At 45.1% G+C, this 18310-nt stretch carries 13 protein-coding genes and 1 pseudogene; 10 read left to right on the plus strand and 4 right to left on the minus strand.

Features of this window, described 5'->3' with window-relative positions:
• Window positions 1-5 precede the first annotated feature (5 nt).
• Both V8F51_RS28005 and V8F51_RS28010 read right to left on the minus strand, forming a co-directional pair.
• On the minus strand, window positions 6-1418 hold the full coding sequence (locus V8F51_RS28005) for an MBOAT family O-acyltransferase (RefSeq protein WP_337103805.1): 1413 nt from the start codon (window positions 1416-1418) through the stop codon (window positions 6-8).
• Window positions 1419-2246: 828 nt separating this feature from the next.
• A complete protein-coding gene (locus V8F51_RS28010) occupies window positions 2247-2432 on the minus strand; it encodes a hypothetical protein (RefSeq protein ID WP_337103806.1) in 186 nt (61 codons plus the stop codon).
• Window positions 2433-2439: 7 nt separating this feature from the next.
• Between V8F51_RS28010 and V8F51_RS28015 the strand changes: the two genes are divergently transcribed.
• The 3 genes and pseudogenes from V8F51_RS28015 to V8F51_RS28025 all read left to right on the plus strand — a co-directional run bounded on the left by V8F51_RS28015 (window position 2440) and on the right by V8F51_RS28025 (window position 6573).
• Window positions 2440-3000, plus strand: a complete 561-nt coding sequence (locus V8F51_RS28015) for a hypothetical protein (protein ID WP_337103807.1) — start codon at window positions 2440-2442, stop codon at window positions 2998-3000.
• 240 nt (window positions 3001-3240) lie between these two features.
• Window positions 3241-3802: pseudogene (locus tag V8F51_RS28020) on the plus strand (DNA alkylation repair protein).
• A 491-nt stretch (window positions 3803-4293) separates the two neighbouring features.
• The gene (locus V8F51_RS28025) at window positions 4294-6573 is read left to right on the plus strand and encodes a discoidin domain-containing protein (RefSeq protein WP_337103808.1); all 2280 of its coding nucleotides are present in this window, start codon (window positions 4294-4296) and stop codon (window positions 6571-6573) included.
• Window positions 6574-6858: 285 nt separating this feature from the next.
• Here the strand turns inward: V8F51_RS28025 and V8F51_RS28030 are convergent, their stop codons facing one another.
• A complete protein-coding gene (locus tag V8F51_RS28030) occupies window positions 6859-7497 on the minus strand; it encodes a nitroreductase family protein (protein ID WP_337103810.1) in 639 nt (212 codons plus the stop codon).
• A gap of 132 nt (window positions 7498-7629) precedes the next feature.
• Here V8F51_RS28030 and V8F51_RS28035 point away from each other — a divergent pair, with 132 nt between their 5' ends.
• Both V8F51_RS28035 and V8F51_RS28040 read left to right on the plus strand, forming a co-directional pair.
• The gene (locus V8F51_RS28035) at window positions 7630-7992 is read left to right on the plus strand and encodes a MerR family transcriptional regulator (protein ID WP_337103811.1); all 363 of its coding nucleotides are present in this window, start codon (window positions 7630-7632) and stop codon (window positions 7990-7992) included.
• Between the two features lie 43 nt (window positions 7993-8035).
• Window positions 8036-9070: a hypothetical protein gene (locus V8F51_RS28040; RefSeq protein WP_337103812.1), complete on the plus strand. Its 1035-nt coding sequence runs from the start codon at window positions 8036-8038 to the stop codon at window positions 9068-9070.
• Window positions 9071-9452: 382 nt separating this feature from the next.
• Here V8F51_RS28040 and V8F51_RS28045 read toward each other — a convergent pair whose 3' ends face one another.
• Complete coding sequence (locus V8F51_RS28045) at window positions 9453-11792, minus strand: cellulase family glycosylhydrolase (RefSeq protein ID WP_337103813.1); 2340 nt, start codon at window positions 11790-11792, stop codon at window positions 9453-9455.
• Between the two features lie 177 nt (window positions 11793-11969).
• On the opposite strand from V8F51_RS28045, the gene V8F51_RS28050 reads away from it, so the two are divergent.
• The 5 genes from V8F51_RS28050 (at window position 11970) to V8F51_RS28070 (ending at window position 18218) form a co-directional block, all read left to right on the plus strand.
• Window positions 11970-12992, plus strand: a complete 1023-nt coding sequence (locus tag V8F51_RS28050) for a DUF2804 domain-containing protein (RefSeq protein WP_337103814.1) — start codon at window positions 11970-11972, stop codon at window positions 12990-12992.
• Window positions 12993-13080: 88 nt separating this feature from the next.
• Window positions 13081-13659: a TetR/AcrR family transcriptional regulator gene (locus V8F51_RS28055; RefSeq protein WP_337103815.1), complete on the plus strand. Its 579-nt coding sequence runs from the start codon at window positions 13081-13083 to the stop codon at window positions 13657-13659.
• Window positions 13660-13750: 91 nt separating this feature from the next.
• Complete coding sequence (locus V8F51_RS28060; protein ID WP_337103823.1) at window positions 13751-14743, plus strand: NADP-dependent oxidoreductase; 993 nt, start codon at window positions 13751-13753, stop codon at window positions 14741-14743.
• Between the two features lie 40 nt (window positions 14744-14783).
• Window positions 14784-15482 (plus strand): SDR family oxidoreductase, encoded by a 699-nt coding sequence (locus V8F51_RS28065; protein ID WP_337103816.1) that lies wholly within the window; start codon window positions 14784-14786, stop codon window positions 15480-15482.
• A gap of 120 nt (window positions 15483-15602) precedes the next feature.
• Window positions 15603-18218 (plus strand): LuxR C-terminal-related transcriptional regulator, encoded by a 2616-nt coding sequence (locus V8F51_RS28070; protein ID WP_337103817.1) that lies wholly within the window; start codon window positions 15603-15605, stop codon window positions 18216-18218.
• Window positions 18219-18310 lie beyond the last annotated feature (92 nt).

Here is an 18310-nt window from a genome sequence, read left to right on the forward strand (position 1 = left end):
TCCTACTAAAACCTAAAATAGATAAATGGACTGTAAGTAGATGATATACACCTAACCATGGAGACGATCAGTAACAGTAAAATGAGAGCGACTTTAAATGTTTCATTTTGAATAATGGCTGTTACCCTAAGGGAAAACGTATTATATAATCGAGTTGCAGGCATGAAACAGATGAGCACAGCCATGATCAAGAAGAATAGTCCTGCGTTCGTAAGGCTAGGCGAGAATAAGGTAGAACTATTATCAGACAAGAAAAACATTTTTTTCAGGTAGGATAAGGCATCCGGCAATGTATTTGATCGGAAAAATACCCATGCAATTAATACTAATAAGTAAGTATAGATGATGTTAATCCATTTAGGCAGCGATGCCGAGAACTTTAGCCAAACGATTCGATCTATAATTTGATAAGCCCCTTGAATAAAGCCCCAAATTAAAAAATTCCAGCTAGCTCCATGCCATATTCCGGAAATTAAAAATACAATCCACAAGTTGATGTATGTTCTATATTTAGCAAGACGGTTTCCGCCAAGAGGTATATAGAGATAGGATTTCATCCATGCTCCTAATGAGATATGCCATCGTCTCCAGAAATCTGAGATATTAAGAGCCAAGTATGGTCTGTTAAAGTTCTCGCCAATTTTAAAACCCATCATCCTGCTTAATCCAATCGCCATATCTGCATAACCAGAAAAATCAAAATAGATTTGCATGGAGTAGGCTATAATAGCAATCCATGCGGTAGATGTATGAAGACTGTCAATAGGAGAAGTGAAGACGCTGTCGACATAATATGCGATATTGTCTGCAATCCATACTTTTTTAAACAAGCCAATAGAGAAGCGGTATAGTCCGTTAAGGATATCGTCGTACTGTACGCTTCTTTTTTTTAATTGGTCAGATAAATGTTGATACTTAATAATTGGTCCTGCGATGGACATTGGGAAAAGCAATATGTAAATGAAATATTGGTTCATCTCAGTTGTTGGTTCTTTCGAACCATAGTATACGTCCAATATATAGCTGAGTTTATGGAAGACGATAAACGATATTCCTATCGGAAGGATAATGTAAGTCCATACGATTTGGTTTGACATGGGAAGTACAGCATTGAAATTTTCGAAAATGAAATTCGTATATTTAAAATAAACAAGTAAACCGATGTTTATTATTAATAATAGTGCTAACGTGAGTTTTCTTGGCACTTTGTCTTTCATGTTATGCATGGCATTAACTAAATGCCAATCGAGAGCTAATGATAAGAATAGAATAGGAGCAAAGGAAGGAGCACCCCAAACATAAAACAAAATGCTGCCCAATAAAATGATGGAATTTCTGTACTTTTGAGTGCTTAGGTAATAAATAATAAAGAATAGTGGGAAAAATCCGTATAAAAATAACACTGATGAGAAAACCAACGGGATACCTCCGAACATAATATAATTAATTCAGTAGATTCGTAGTAGGTTTAAATTATACCACTAAAAATAGTAGTAGTATCCACATGAATCAGGAAATTTTTGTTTATTGTAATAAAATGAGAACTTATGGCTGTTAAGTCGGAGTTGAAAGCGAAGAAGATTTCAGAGCGCTGAAGCAAAAAGGTTTTCAGCTGTTCCAGGGCAATTAGTTTGGTAGACCACAAGCCAATTGTAACAAAAGTATTGAAAGTTAATGAAGTGGAGAAAGACTTTAACAACATTAAAGAAACATTAATGTTGGCTAGAGTAGTTGGTTAAATTGATATGTAAAATGAAGAAAGGAGAATTAAATTATTAGAAAGGGGAAATCAAATATATATGAAATCATGTGTTAGTTTTCTTTGATATTTTTCAATAATTTAGAGTCAGCGGCTTGAGTGCTTTTCTATTTCGTCCGTTTGATGACACGCTGAACCGTACCATAAGTAACGGCAAGTTTTTTAGGGGTTGAACGATCAATAGATGGATTCGTTTTGTACTGGGGGACGCAAGATATATGAATCATAGCTTCTATCCGACCTGTATGGATACGGCAAACAAAGCAATAATGCCTTCATACAGGAGTTTCTACAGCGGGTGCAGCAAGAAGCGCTGGAGCGTTAATTCCGCAGATTCCCTCCTCCAATTGCTGATACACTATGATTGTGACCTTAATACACTAACATCATCACCAGACAACTATCATGGAGGTATAAACTTGAGAGAAAGGGTTGCTCCCATAAAGAAACGGGGCCGGCGTTTGAAGTTAAAACCCCGCCCCCTCCATTATCGGGTAAAAAAAACGATGAAACGAAAAATCAATGTGGTTGTGGACAACACTTCGCATCCAGTTGTTACCAAGACATCCAACCCTGTTACGACCATTAACTCCAATCCCAATGATACCTCAACATCCAACTCCACTGCCGCCAACACATCAAACCCCAGTGCCGCTAACACGTCCAATCCCATCGCTACAATGACGTCCAATCCCAATGATGCCAATACGTCCAATCCCGTCACCACCAATAACAACACCAATACGTTTAGTCCGACGATTAATGTGAATCCGACGATTACAGTTAATTCGACAACATCCGGACAGGGATTGCTGACGGAGTTTAATTTTGTACCGTTGGATTTCGATAACTCCCTAGCCGCACCTGTTAGATTTGCAACGCTAAACTCGACTCCACTAGTCTTTACTATCGATAATACGAGTGATCGGGTATGGCTCCAAATGTCCATTCAGTGGCGAGCTATCGCGCCGACAGAAGCAAGATTCCATATTTCTCGCAGAAGGCAAGGGGAGATCGTTTTTACCGATATATGCACGACGGACGACAGCACAAACTCTCCTGGTTCCGCTACGACCAGTTTAACTTGTGTGGACGATCAGCCGATCCTGACAGCAGGGTTTCAGCAAGTAGAATATCAAGTAACGGTTGAAGACAATAACATGGCGACTATTCTTATATTTACTGGAAACGGCATCTTGACGGGCGCAGAAATCGAAGCCAACAGTTTCTCGGCCCCCTAATAAAGAGAAGCGCGGTCCAAAGAAGAGAAGGCCATTCCCATGGATAGGAGTGGTCTTCTAAAACTTGCCGTTACAGCTAGCGCGGAGAACCGTACCATAAGTAATGGCAAAATGAATCACTCCTTTTACAATTGTTATGGTACATTTGTATGTAATAAGACTTATAGCTAAATTAAGTTATTGATATATCGCGTCAAGGCCATATTATGAAACAGTGCTTTAATAAAGGAGTTGTGTCAAATATATAAGAATAAAAGTACAGAAATGAATCGCTCTTCAAAAGCAGAAAACATTCTACCACAGATCAATAGTAAAATTAAGCTAGGCGACTTACGAAAAATCGCGAAGGACATTAAAATAGATCACGAACTATATGCAGATTCACACATTTGAAGAGCGAAATAACTTAATGGATTGGTTAATGGCTAATCAGCTTACCAAAGACAAGAAGAATATTGCATTGATGGAGTTATGGGAAAATAGTCCTTCTGCTCTTCAAAGGCGAGCCTTCTGGTATTATAAAGGGCGATTGAGATGGACTGGACAAACACCTCCTGATAATACCGAAGACTTATTATCTACAATTGAAGCTAATATTGCGCAGGAAGAACCGGAAGTTCAATGGGCTATGAATTTCACCGCAGGCTGGATAGGCGTTTATGATCAAAGGAATCGAGCACGTTGTATTGAACTTGGTGAGAAAACGGGTCTTTATAAAGATGAAATGGTATCAAAGGGCTGTACTCCCAAATATCTGCCGGAGTTCATTGCGATTGAAGTTAACAAACGAAATAATAATTAGTCACCCCTGAAAAATTCATTAGTGTTTGATGTGAAAATAAAGGAATTCAAAGCCTCAATATGGACAAAGGATCTGAAAGTAAGCTTCCAGATCCTTTTTGCTTATTTTACTTAAAAACTAGACCAGCTGCTAAGATGATTTTATTGACAAATATTTGCTGCTGAAATACGATATTGATAACAGATCTCGCCACGCATACCTGTAAGGGTTGCGCACCAAGGCGAGACATTTTTTTGTATGGACATAACGAGCGTTGGTGTGGTCGCTCTCAGGTCAGTTGACTTTCGATTGGACCTATTTAGTAACGATAGACAAACATTCTTTCGCGTTTTGCGAATATCATTATGAATGTTGCAACGTTTGTATTTATCTGTTGTGCTTCAGCCTCCGCATGCCGTGTCGGTTAATGCCATCATACGATGTTATTCTACTTTGCGGGAGAGCCCGCAGTATCCAAAGTTCTAATCATTAGAGTAGGAGAAAGGGGAACGATGATGAAAGGGACAGAAATTCGTCAGGGAAAGAAAAGGTTTAAAGCAAAGATAAGAGGTTACTTCATTTTGTTAACGATCATAGCTTCGTTAATGACATTAGCAGCTCCTGTATTTGCCGGATTAGATACAGGACCCAATCCCATACGGGTCGTGACTTATAACACGAATGGCGGCTCATATATTGACCCCGAATTTGTGATGCCCGGAGAAATAGTGGGTTTTCGATTCACTCCCACGAAGGCGTGCTACAGCTTCGAAGGCTGGTACTACGACAGTGCGCTGACGGAAGCCTACAGTTGGTCAGATCCAATCATTAAAGACATCACTCTTTACGCGAAATGGGCGGCAACGTGCGGAGTCGCTACAATAACCTCGACGATCGGTACGGTAAGTACCGGCGGGACGGCGAATGAGACGATTATCGTCGGGACCAACATCAAGTTAGATGCGTTGAAGGCCGCAATCTCGCCGTTAGCGAACGCAACGTTCGAGATCTACAAGGCAGACGGGATCACGAAAGCAACGACATTGGAAACGGGCACGAAGATCATCGTAACCTCGCAAGACGGAACCAACAAGGTTACGTACGCGATAACGGTGAGTTCTCCGAATTTAGTGTTAAATAGACCCGCGACGGCTGACAGTACGTGCAACACCCTTGAGACCGCGGCCAAAGCCGTGGACGGCAGCGTTACCAACGGCAGCAAATGGTGCTCTTTGTCCAGCGACCGTTGGCTGCAGATCGATCTCGGCTCCGTGAAACAAATAAGCCAATTCGTCATCAAGCATGCATCGGAAGGCGGGGAGCCCTCCACCTTAAACACGAAGGGGTACAACATCCAAGTTAGTGCCGATGCAATCAGTTGGAATACGGTGGTTAACGTAAACAATAATACGAGCGGCGTTACGGTAGACAATATACCGGATGCGCAGGCCCGATATATTAGGTTAAACGTTACCACGCCTACGCAAACTTCAGATGCTGTAGCAAGAATATATGAGTTCGACGTTTATGCGCAACAAAATTTGGCACTAAACCAACCTGTGACGGCTGACAGTGCGTGTAGCGCCTCGGAGATCGCGGCCGAAGCCGTGGACAACGGCGTCACCAATAATAGCAAATGGTGCTCCAAGTCCAGTAACCGTTGGCTGCAGATCGATCTCGGCTCCGTGAAGCAAGTGAACCAAGTCGTCATCAAGCACGCTGCGGAAGGCGGAGAGGCCACTGCCTTAAACACGAAGGCTTACAATATCCAGGTCAGCAATAACGGCACGGAATGGAGCACGGTAGTCAACGTAACCAATAATACAAAAAGCGTAACGATAGACAATATTGCCGCAGTATCGGCGAGATATATAAAGTTGAACGTTACGACGCCTACGCAAACCACAGACGGCTATGCAAGAATCTATGAATTACAAGTTTTTGGCCCCCAAAACCTGGCATTAAATAAACCTGCGACGGTTGACAGTATGTGCAACGCTCCGCAAACCGCGGCCAAAGCTGTGGACGGCAGCGTCGTCAATGACAGCAAATGGTGCTCCAAGTCCAGTAACCGTTGGCTGCAAATCGATCTCGGCTCCGTGAAGCAAGTGAATCAATTTGTCATCAAGCACGCATCGGAAGGCGGAGAGAGCGCCGCCTTCAACACGAAAGCTTACAACATTCTGGTCAGCATAGATGGTAAGAATTGGAATACATTAGTCAAAGTAACCAACAATACTAGCGCCATTACGGTAGATAAAATTACTGAAGTATCCGCCCGGTATATTAAGTTAAACGTTACGACGCCTACGCAAACCACAAACGCTGCGGCAAGAATCTATGAGTTTGAGGTATACGGACCACCGAACATGGCATTAAATACAGCCGCGACGAGTGACAGTACGTGTAACGCCTCGCAAACCGCGACCAAAACCGTAGACGGCAGCGTCATCAATGACAGCAAATGGTGCTCCAAGTCGAGTAACCGTTGGCTGCAGATCGATCTCGGCTCCGTGAAGCAAGTGAACCAATTCGTCATCAAGCACGCATCGGAAGGCGGAGAGAGCGCCACCTTCAACTCGAAGGCTTACAATATCCAGGTCAGCACCGATGGCGCGAACTGGAAAACGGTGGTCAATGTAACTAACAATACAAGCGGTATTACGGTAAACAAAATAACTGAAATATCGGCTCGATATATTAAGCTGAACGTAACAACGCCTACGCAGACCACAAACGCTGCAGCAAGGATTTATGATTTTGAGGTATATGGAACAGGTGTTACGTCATAACCTTTTCGTCATATGCAATAGAAAAGGATTTATTGCCTCTGAAACTTTAAGTTTCAGGGGCTTTTTATACGTATAGGAAAGTATATGATTTTTCTTATACTTTCTCTATACGTTTCGACGAAACGCGGGCGCCTATAGAAAGGACGCCGTCAGGCGTTTCTTCTTATTTATAAATTAGCGAAAGGATTTCAACTGCTTAAGTCACACGCAACCAGTGGCTGCAAAGGCTCGAAATTATAGCGGTCTTTTTGGGTTAACTATCGATGTGTTATTATGGAATTTAAATTAGCGCCAAAAGGTTATTTTCTCACTAGACAAGCGCACAGATTCATGACCCGCCTCTTTTGCTTTCCCGATTGCGAGGATCATGACCGGAACATACCGTTCGTCGTCCAGATCAAATACGCTAACAACCTTATCACGTTCAAAACCAGCCATAGGATTGGTGTCATAACCATGCGCACGGGCTACCAGCATTAGCTGCATGGCAAATAAACTTGCATCGACTTTGGCAATTTCAATCTTTAATTCTCTCGGTATATGAGGAAACATGCTCATAATTTGTGTGACCTGCTTATCGCGTACATCGCTAGGCATTTTCCCTAGTTCCACAGCAGTATTATAAATTTCTTCTACATATAATTCACTTTGCGTATCGCCCAAAATAATGAGCATTGCCGCAGATGTATCATTTTGTCGCGTATTAAACTGTACCAGTGGCCGAAGTTTGCTTTTCCCCTCAGGAGAATGAACGACGATAACACGCCACGGCTGTATATTCGCAGAAGAAGGCGCTAAGCTTGCTTCTTGTATGATCGCTTGCATTTCTTCCTTTGAAATTTTGACGTCCTGATCGTAAAGTTTTACGGAACGCCGGCCAGTAATAATGTTAGCAAAGTCGTTATTTTGGATATGTTTTAACATGTAATCTCTCCTTTTGATGTGACCAGTTACGTTGACAGCAGTGATGTCTCTGGTTATCATGTTGTAAGTATGAACTATGAACCTAGGTTTACAGCAAACAAAAATTAAGGTGCGTTCTGAAGGGAATATATGATGAAAGCCAATGAGGTTTCTAAGATGACACAGCTGCCCATATCCACCTTGCGATTCTATGAACGCAAACAGTTGATTCCGGAGCAGTTTCTATCGAGGGATGCAAATAATTATCGCGTATATGATAAAGAAGTGATCAATTATTTGCAGGATATAAGAATGCTACTTACGTTAGGATTTACGATTCAGGAATTAATTTTGCTTATAAATGAAAATTCCCATATAGAGAAGAAAGTATTGGTAATGGAAAAAATCCAATATATTCAGGAGCTAGAAGCAAAATTGGAAGCATCAAAAACATTCTTAAAGGATTTGCTAGAAGGCAAGGCAAACTTTCAGACCCATTGCAAATCTAAGCATTAACCGATATGGCAACTATAGAATATTCCCGGGGGAGGTAGATTATTTGGAACAAAATATGATTACTATTGCTCAGGGTTTATCCGAAGTGCTTCAACGCGGAAAGGTACTTCATTTAGAGCAAGGGTATATGACAGATGCGGAGCGTGGTTGGTCTGGAGCGGAAGTACGTCGTATAGAGGTTACTTACGAAAATGGTAAAAAGGAGAGCGTAATAGTTAAAGAAGCTGCTCTAAAAGAACGCATGACGATGAAAACGTTAACGGACCAGGGCCATCGGAATACGCCCGCCGCTTATTCACTGGATATAGAAACAGATGAGCCTAGATGGATGGCGATAGAAGATTTGGGTCATGTAAAATCTCCGCCGCCTGGCGTAGATTGGTCGCCAAGAGTTGCTAAGGCATTAGCCAGAATTCATGCCCGTAATATGAATAGAGGCTCGGAGATGCTGTGGCTCCCCCATGCTGACCATCATTATTGGAATAACTATTTAGTTACGCAAGTCTCTGTGGACCATTTTGAAACGCTTATGGAGCAAAATCCAGAATTTCGTAAGGAATTTGGTGCGTATCTGCCATCATTGCGTGACAAAGCCAACGCTTTTGCACGTGATATGGCGACTTTGTACGATGAGAAGGAAAGCCTGACTCTCACGCATGGAGATTTGCAGTCGGTAGATGGTTCCCACATCCATTATGTTAATGAAAAACCATATTTTATTGATTTCGGATGGTGCTATTATGCGCCTTTTTATATTGACCTAGCCAGTTATTTTAACTTTGAGGATGCCAAACTTTATTATAACGAATTAATTGCAAATGGAATTTTACTTAGCTATGAAGATTTTTATGAAAGATTGAGGGCAGCATTCCGTTACTCTGGTTTGATATATCTATGTCCCAGTATTATACAGTGGTCGCTCGGGCCTACAGAAATAACGGGCAAACGGCTGCTTCATATGTTGAAAATTGTACTTACAGGCGATTTTCCTGAGCGCAGAATTGATTACTCTAGTGAGCTTTTCGCAAAGCTGATTAAGGAACATAAGAGCGGCGTACTTCATAGGCACAAGCAGTAGTGTTTTTGCAAGAGCCGCGGTATATTAAATATAGATATATTTGGATTACTGCAGCCGTGGAGGTCATAATGTCAATATTGTTAGTCGTTCTTCAAGGGCCAAGCGCTTCGGGGAAAAGTACAATTCAATCTATGTTAGGACTTCCTCGCCTTGTGACTTGGACCTCACGTTCTCCTCGTCAGGTAGAGGTTGATGGGGTTGGGGATTTGGAAAAACTGATGTAAAAATGTGAGATCGTGCTGTTGTACGATTTATATGATAGGGGCTTTCCGATTTAATGGTAAAGCCCCTTTTATTGTTGCCACGCAGCCTAGAAAATATGGAACTCGATTTAAAATAGTTGGCGACGAGCGTGTTTATTTTCTGCTTATTTGACGACTTTCTATTTGCTATCGCTGGAGATCTGCGGGTCGTATACAAGTTCAAAAGTGAAGCCCTTGCTGGTGTTCAAGGTCACGTTAAGGATGTTGCCGTTCGTTTTAACGGGAATTTCCTGCACGCGCGCGCCATTCAGCGTCAGCTTATATGCTCTGTACGCGCTCGCGGGGCGATCCGTAGTCAGTTGAAACTGTGCTTTTTGCTGCTTCGCGAGTGTCGGAAGTGTGCCTTTGTAATACTTTACTTCGCCCGTCTGCAAAGTGACACGCTTTTCTCCTGTTGCCGCGACATCGGTCTTGTAGATCAGAAGCAACCGATTGCTATTCTTGAGCGCTTTCCCATCCAACGAAGAGGCGAAGAAAGTGCCTTTGTCCACGTCAGCGGTTACTGTCGCACGACCAAGCTTGAACGTATGGTTGTTCATCGTGCCCGCAATGGCAATCGTTTTCGGTGTACTGACGAGGTATGTATTCAAATTTAAGTCGAACACGAGCTCTCCCGTATCGGACAGCAGCTTGTTGTTGTTCAGTGCGGACAGCATTGCGGCTTTCTTATTGTTGTCACTGAGGGAATTTATGAACGTCTTCGCCACTTCGCGATCGGTCATCGCCTTCGTTATATTCAGCTTGTTCGCCGCTGGCAAATTGCCACTCGCAATCTGCTTTGGTGTCAATTCTTCCGTAATCTTGTAGACGGTGAATGGCTTGCCCGGTCGATCTGCATAGACGGATACTGACTTGAACAAATGTGGAATATACATCATGTTCGCAATATACGCTTCTTCATCAGCGGCAGCGCCCGTATCCCTTGCCCACGTGCGGTCCCAGACGAACACAAACCTCGGCTTGGCTTCATTCACTGCCCCTGTGCGGAACAATAATGTCGCTTCCGCCTCGGACAAAATTGCGAATGGATCGCTCGTGATAGAGAACTGCTCTGAATTGCCCATCGGCAAATTCGCGTATCCGTCGCTGATATCGCGCCCGAACGAGAAGCGATTCATCATATCCCAGCCCTGATAGGCGCCGATCGCCCCGTTAAAGATGCCGATCTCTTCGCGTCCCTTGGCCGGAAACGTATCCTGGAACTCCGTCAGCAGGAACGGCTTCGCATACGGCTGTCTCAGCGAGAGCGCAGGATAATAGCTGCTGTAATGGCGTTCTGTCGCCCAATCCTTCGGATAGTTCGTTGCGGTTGCAGGATCGAACGCCATGCTGAGACGCGGATCCTTCAGCGGATTATACGTGTAGCCAGAGCGATTATTCTCACTAAATCGATCGTCCACGAACTGATAGTAGCTATGTGTTTCGTGAACATCGGAAGCGGCGCTTCGCCAGTAATTCACATTCGGACTGTCGATGAAGTTTAATCCGCCAATTGGCGCATGAATGCCAAGCCGCTGCTTCAAATACGTCCTCATTGCGTTGGAAACGGTAATCGTTTTTTTAGAATAATAAGCACTCAGCCGATCGAACATTTTGCCGTCCGCGCTCCAGTATGACGATGGGATCGATGTAACGGGCGCGTCGCCGAGCGTTGCCAGAAAGCTATTGAAATCCTTAAGCATATAATTGCGGAAAGGCTGCTTCATCGCATTCAGATCCATATTGAGAAGCAGTGACTCGTTCCACGGACTGACACCGACCAACACCGGATCGTCCTTCAGCGCGAGACCAGTATACGGATTGACGTGAGATAGCCACTTTGTTGCAATTTCCTTCCACATACCGAGCGCTTGAGGGAGAAACGGCAGCAAATAGGGAGAATGGTCACCCTCTGCATATTCGCCAAGCCCAGGGATGTTGCTAAAGTTGTACAGATGGAACACATCAATCGCCACATAGATTCCATTAGCCTTCAGCCGCGAGATAAAATATTCCAGACGGTCGAGCTTATCTTTGTTGAATTGTGGGGTCGTTGATCCATTCTGCAGAAAAATACCGGGCGCCCAATCGGTCATTGAATCAGCCGGATGAATGCGGACGACGTTGTAACCGATACGCGCGAGCCTATCTACGGTCAGATCCGCTTCTTCGCGCGTGCCGTAGTACATATTCCACGTCACATTGGCGCCGTACAATTTGACCTTCTTCTGCGGCGTCCGCTCGAAATTGTAGTTTCCATTCACGTCTTGTTGAATAAAACCATATTTGCCGGCTGGCACGTCGTTTAACCCCGACAAGTCTAGCGCACTGCCTTTCACAATCATTGGTGCCGTATCGATCGGTAGCCAGGTCGCAGTTTCGTCCGCGTGCGCAGTCGATTGGCCCCACAGTCCTACTGCCGGTGCAGCCAACACGATCGCAAGCGTGGCAATCAAGCCTTGGCGAAACCATATCTTCATTATTTTGCTCCTCTGATAGCATGACTTTCGACATCCCTAGGTTTTAGATTGCTTAGTTCGTTCAATATACCATGGACCAACTTCCCAGCCAATGAACTTGGAGGAGGACATGCTGTGAAAAATATTATCTCTACGATATAGTAGATAGGACAACTCACTATAGAGAGGGATTATCTCATGCAAAATCAAATTGTTACACCAGGCAATGTGCTGGGGAGCGATGGCTCCTTGTCGCAGCATGGGTACTCGACACAAGCTGTGCTGGGCTTCAATCGGGATGGGATTAAAGCACCCTCGCATCGAATTAAGGAATGGGATTTCTACCAGGTTTCGAATGACCATTATTGCTTGCAGCTAACGATTGGGCATGTTTCCTATGCAGGGGATGTATCAGTGAAGCTATTTGAGTTTGAGACCGGCAAGCGATTCGATTTCTCAAACATGCTGGTCCTGCCGTTCAGTGGGCTGAATATGCCATCATCTGCAGAACAAGGCGATTTAACCTATAGCAAGAAAGGCTTTCACATGCAATTTCAAGTAATCGATGGTGAGCGCAGGCTCATTTGCAAATCGGAAGGAAGCAGCAAGTCTCCGACAATCGATATTGATATCCGGTTAACTCAGCCGGATCGCACGTCAATCGTGTTGGCAACGCCTTTTGATGACGACAAACGGTTCTTCTACTACAATCACAAAATCAACTGCATGCCAGCAAGCGGCTTTGCTCGAATTGGGGAGAAGGAATACCCATTCGAGTCCGATACAGCCTTCGGGCTTTTGGATTGGGGCCGGGGTGTATGGCCGTTCAGCCATGAATGGTTTTGGGGAAGCGGCAGCGGTTATGTAGACGGCAAGCGGTTCGGATTTAACATCGGTTACGGCTTCGGGAATACGTCAGCCGCTACAGAAAATATTTTGTTCTATGACGGTACTGCGCATAAGCTGGGTCATGTATACTTCGACTTGCAAGGAAGCGGCGGATACATGGCTCCAAAAGTGTTCACGAGCGACGACGGAAGATTCGAAATGGAATTCACACCTATCTATGATCGGCTCACGAAAACGAAGCTGTTGATCGTCGATACGCAATGCCACCAAATTTTCGGCAAGTTCAGCGGTAAAGCTGTATTGGACGACGGAAAGACGATTATAGTCAAAGACTTGGTCGCTTTCGCCGAGCATGCGGTCAATCGCTGGTAAGCGTTATTCATGATGTGCCGAGTCGTTAAGGCGAATTCTTTACTGATCGTTCTCAATATGCTATATTGATGACTGGAGGGAGATATAAATGGCGAGAAGCAAGGAGTTTGAAGAGAACGCGGTATTGGATAAAGCGATGAGACTCTTCTGGGAACAGGGTTACGAGAAGACGTCCATGACCGATCTGGTCGAGCGCATGGGAATCCATCGAAGAAGCTTATATGACACATTTGGAGACAAACATATGTTGTTTCTAAAAGCGATGGATCGTTTTGGCGAGAAAATCAATGCCGAGCTTGCATCTGGAATTAAACGTTCCAAGACTGCAACGGAAGCTCTTCAGTTTATATTTGGCTTCATGATTGATGGACAAGCAGACTCGCCTTCCGGCTGTTTAATGGTGAATTCCGCAGTAGAATTGGCAGTACGCGATGCCGAAGTTGATGCCAAGCTCACTAAGGCGTTTACAATAGCAGAGCAGCAACTCAAGGAAATTATTCTCTGGGGGCAGCAGGACGGTGAATTCACCACGGATTACGATGCCGGAGAATTGGCGGAATACCTGCATAATGTGTGGGTTGGTTTAAGGGCAATGGCAAGAATGTCGGTAGCCAAAGAAAAACTTCACGGTATCGCACATACATCGATGAAACTATTAGAGAGGTGATCGTTTTTTTTTTATTCAAACTAGAACGATCGTTCTCAAAATCGAACCGAAACTAACAAGGAGGAACCAGTCAATGTCTAAACAAGCAAATATGAGAGTTATGGTAATGGACAAATACGGGAAATTCCCGCTCAGATCAACTGAAATTCCATTTCCCGCAGCAGGCGAGCACGATGTGCTGGTGGAAATCCATGCGGCCAGCGTGAACCCCCTCGATCTTCTTGTGCGAGATGGTAAAATCAATGTCCTGCTGAAATACGATATGCCCCATGTATTAGGATATGATCTTGCGGGCGTTGTTATTCAAGCGGGAAGGAGGGTTACAAAATTCAAGGTTGGTGATGAAGTATACGGCCGATCAAGCAAGGGTGGAACCTTCGCTGAATATGTCTCTGTAAATGAAGACGATATTGCCCTAAAGCCTCGCAACCTTACCTTCGAGGAAGCGGCGTCCATTCCATTGGTTGGGCTTACCTCCTATCAAGTATTGCATGAAAAATTGAAATTAAAGGCCGGACAGAAGGTATTGATTCAAGCGGGTTCCGGCGGAGTGGGTACTTTTGCTATCCAACTTGCCAAAGCGATGGGACTTTATGTCGCAACAACGACGAGCGAAGCTGGAGCCAAATTGGTCGAATCGCTTGGAGCCGATCGAATCATCAATTACAAAACAGAACAATTCGATACGCTGTTACAAGATTATGATGCCGTCTTCGATACCAAAGGCGGGGAGACTTTAGAGAAGGCTTTTAAAATGGTCAAAAAGCAAGGTCAAATCGTATCCGTCGTAGGGCCGCCCAATGCGCGCTTCGGAGAAGAGGAGCGGGTCGGCTTCGTCAAAACGAATCTATTTCGATTGGTTGCCCGGAAGATTACCAAATTAGAGAATAAATATGAGGTCAAGTACAGCTTCCTGTTTATGAAACCAAGCGGCAAACAATTAGAGATGCTTACCAAATGGATTGAGAACGATAAAATAAAGCCTGTTATTGATCGAATTTATCCTTTTGAAGACACCCAAAAAGCGATTGAGCACTCCGAATCAGGCAGAGCAAAAGGAAAGATCATCGTAAAAATCAAGTAACCGCCAATTTAAAACAAACCATGCTAAGGAGCGAATAATTATGAAAATTTCTGAACAAGTTGCTTTTGTCACCGGCGCGAACCGAGGTTTTGGCCGCCATCTGGCTATTGAACTTATATCCAGAGGAGCTAAGGTGTATGCCGCGGCTAGAAATCCGGAATCCATTGACATCCCGGGCGTAATTCCAGTCAAACTGGATATCACTAACCCTCAAGAAGTAGCTGAAGCTGCTGCTATCGCGAAAGATGTAACGATTCTGATCAATAATGCAGGCGTATCTACAGGCGCTTCCTTGCTTGACGGCGATCTCGATCACATCCATCTGGAATTCAATACGCACTTTTTCGGGACCCTATCTATGATTCGTTCTTTCGCACCCATCCTTGCGAATAACGGGGGAGGGTCCATACTGAATATTCTCTCGGCCTTATCTTGGTTAAGCACGGGAAGCATAGGAGCCTATTCGGCTGCGAAGGCGGCTGAGTGGGCACTGACGAACGATCTGCGCATCAGTCTGTATCCTCAAAAAATTCGAATAGCCGGACTGCATGTTGGATACATGGAGACAGATATGACCTCAAGCGTTAATGCTCCTAAGTCAAACCCTGCGGAGATCGCAAAAATCGCTATTGATGGAATCGAATCCGGAAGTCTTGAGATTCTTGCCGATGATTTGAGCCGCATGATCCAAAGCGCGTTGGCCGGCGGTGTAGCTGCGATTTATCCGAATTTGGCATAACACAACACCATGTAAATGCGTATACGGGGCATAATCTACACAGCCTAAGCACAGGAATTAATGACTAGTATGTCGAAGTTACTCCTAATTACTCATTTTCTGTATTATGGAGGGCTTTCGATGATTGCCGCAACGAAGATACACATCCCTTATGAACGGCATACCTTGCTTGCTCGTACCGATCTGCTTCGTCTGCTTGACGAGGGCATGGACGCGAAGCTGACGCTCGTATTTGCTCCATCTGGTTATGGGAAAACGACGGCGCTAAGCGAATGGGCTAAACAAAGCGGCATGCTTGTCGCTTGGGTGTCACTGAGCAAGCAGGACGATGATTGGATCACCTTCTGGAACATGGTCATCGTTTCGATCCAGAATCATGTCGACGCCTTTGGCCTGACCGTGTTGCCTCTGCTCGCGGAGGGGCCATCTGCATCTTCCGCATCGATGGAGCCGGCGATGACTGGGCTGCTTAATGAGTTGAACCAACTGCCGGGCGAGCTGGTCGTCATGTTCGACGATTATCATCTGATGACGATGCCGGCAATCCAGAAGTCGATGAGCTACTTGCTGGAACACCTCCCAAACCACATTCATTTATATATTGCAAGCCGCAACGACCTCCCCTTCCCGACAGCAAGATTATATGCGAAAGGCGAGATGCGGAAAATTACGATCGAGCAGCTGCGATTCCGACTAGAAGAAGCCGACAATTTCTTCCGAGAGACGACGGAGTTGCGACTGTCGGCTGAGCAGCTCCATATGCTGTATGATCAAACCGAGGGTTGGATTTGCGGCTTGCGGCTTGCGGCCATTTCACTGAAACGAAGCGGAAATATGACGGAATCAATCCGTCAATTCAGCGGCCATCAGCAGCACATATCTGATTACTTGCTGGAGGAAGTCATTCGCGATCTGCCAGAGGCGATGCGCTATTTTTTGCTGCAAACTTCCGTGTTAAGCCAGATGAATTATGCATTGTGCGAGGCGGTGACCGGTCAAGCGGGAGGTCAGCAGCAGTTGGAACAGCTGGAGCAGCTTCAGCTATTCATCATTCCTCTGGACGATGGGCGCAACTGGTATCGGTATCACCATCTGTTGTCTGATTTCCTGCAGTCGATGCTTGCTCGAACATTCCCTGAGCTGTGGGTTCAGGCGAATACGCGTGCAGCGCAATGGCTCGAACATAACGGGTATATTGTAGAAGCAGCGGAACATTATTTGGCGGGACGGCAATATGAAGATGTCGCTCGCCTAATCGAAGCGCATCTGTACGAGCTTCTTGGAGGCAAGAACACCGTCGTTGCTCGTTGGGTGATGCAAGTGCCTGAGCAATATATAGCGAGCCGACCGCTTGTTGAGCTTTTTTATTTGTTCGTGATGGTCGGCGTTCGGCAGTTTCATCACATTCCGGATCGCGCGGAACGGCTTCGTATCCGTTTCGAAGCGTTGAAGGATCAAATGGATGCTTACGTATGGCGTAAGACTATGGGGGACATCTATTATTTCTGCGGTACGGCTGCCTATGTGAAAAAAGATCTTCAAAGCACGGCTGACTATTTTATCCGAGGAGATACGTTTGCGCCCGCACACGAACAAAGTTTGTTTATTCAAGGAGGAAATAATAAGCACTATTCGGTCGAAGAGTTTGAAGACCATCTGAGCTACATTAACGATTACCAGGGCGCGGCACAATTTTTCATAAGAATGATCGAGTATTGGCGAGAACAGGTTAACCATCCGAATGCGACGCCGATGTATGCTTCCTATGCCAAAGTATTGTACGAGTGGAATCGGCTGGAGGAAGCGGAGGACTGGCTGAACCGCGTAATGCATGCAGACGGATTCGATCCGGTTCCTCGCAATCGGTATCCACTCGTTGTGGCTGCTTCTAGAATTCAGCATGCAAAGGGGAACTCACTAGAGGCAGCCGCGCTGCTAGAACAACTGAAGCAGAAGATTGATTCACCCGACTATGAAATCTTTATGCGCAAAATCGAAGCGGAGCAGGCGAGTCTGGCGGTGCGTCAAGGCGACATGGAGTCGGCTCGTCGGTGGTTGGAGCATTGCGGGCTGGAGAGCTCGGATGAGGCAACGTTGGACAAAGTTTCTGAACAATTGGCGCTCGTTCGCGTGCTGGCTGCATGCGAACAATTCGAATCGGCGCTATCTCTCGCGGAGCGAATCTATCATCTGTTAAAGAAGGAAGACCGTCTGCGGGACCGCATTCACATTCTGATCGTACAGAGCATGACGTACTATCGCGACAATCAGATGGAGTCGGCGCTTGCGAAGCTGAGTACCGCTTTGCGTCTGGCCAAACCTCAAGGGTTCATTCGCAGCTTCGTGGACGAGGGTTCCGCAATGGCAGAGCTGTTGTCTATTTATGTGCAGTCGTATGGAGACAAAGACGCGGGATCGATGGATGCATCAAGTTATGCGCGTCTCGTCCTGCAAGCGTTCCATGCTAACGATACGCATGCCGAAAGAGGAATGACCTTGTTAGAAGATAAGAAGAAAATAGTCAAGGCTTCTCTAGTTGATCCGTTAACGAGTCGTGAAAAGGAGATTATACATCTCATGGCCGAGGGGCTGTCCAATAAACAGATCGCCTTGCATCTGAAGATTACGGAAGGCACTATCAAAAGCCACGTCAATAACATCTACGGCAAGCTGCAAGTAAACAGTAGAGTGCAAGCGTTCAAAAAGGCTTTGGAGCTTCAGCTAATAAGCGAATAACGAGCCCCATATCAAAAGGCTATTGCTGATTTCATTCAGAAATCGACAATAGCCTTTTTGCATACGCAATTTTTGTCGATTTCTATAACTTT

Origin of the sequence: Paenibacillus sp. YIM B09110, from assembly GCF_037167145.1 — a bacterium.
GTDB lineage: Bacteria > Bacillota > Bacilli > Paenibacillales > Paenibacillaceae > Pristimantibacillus.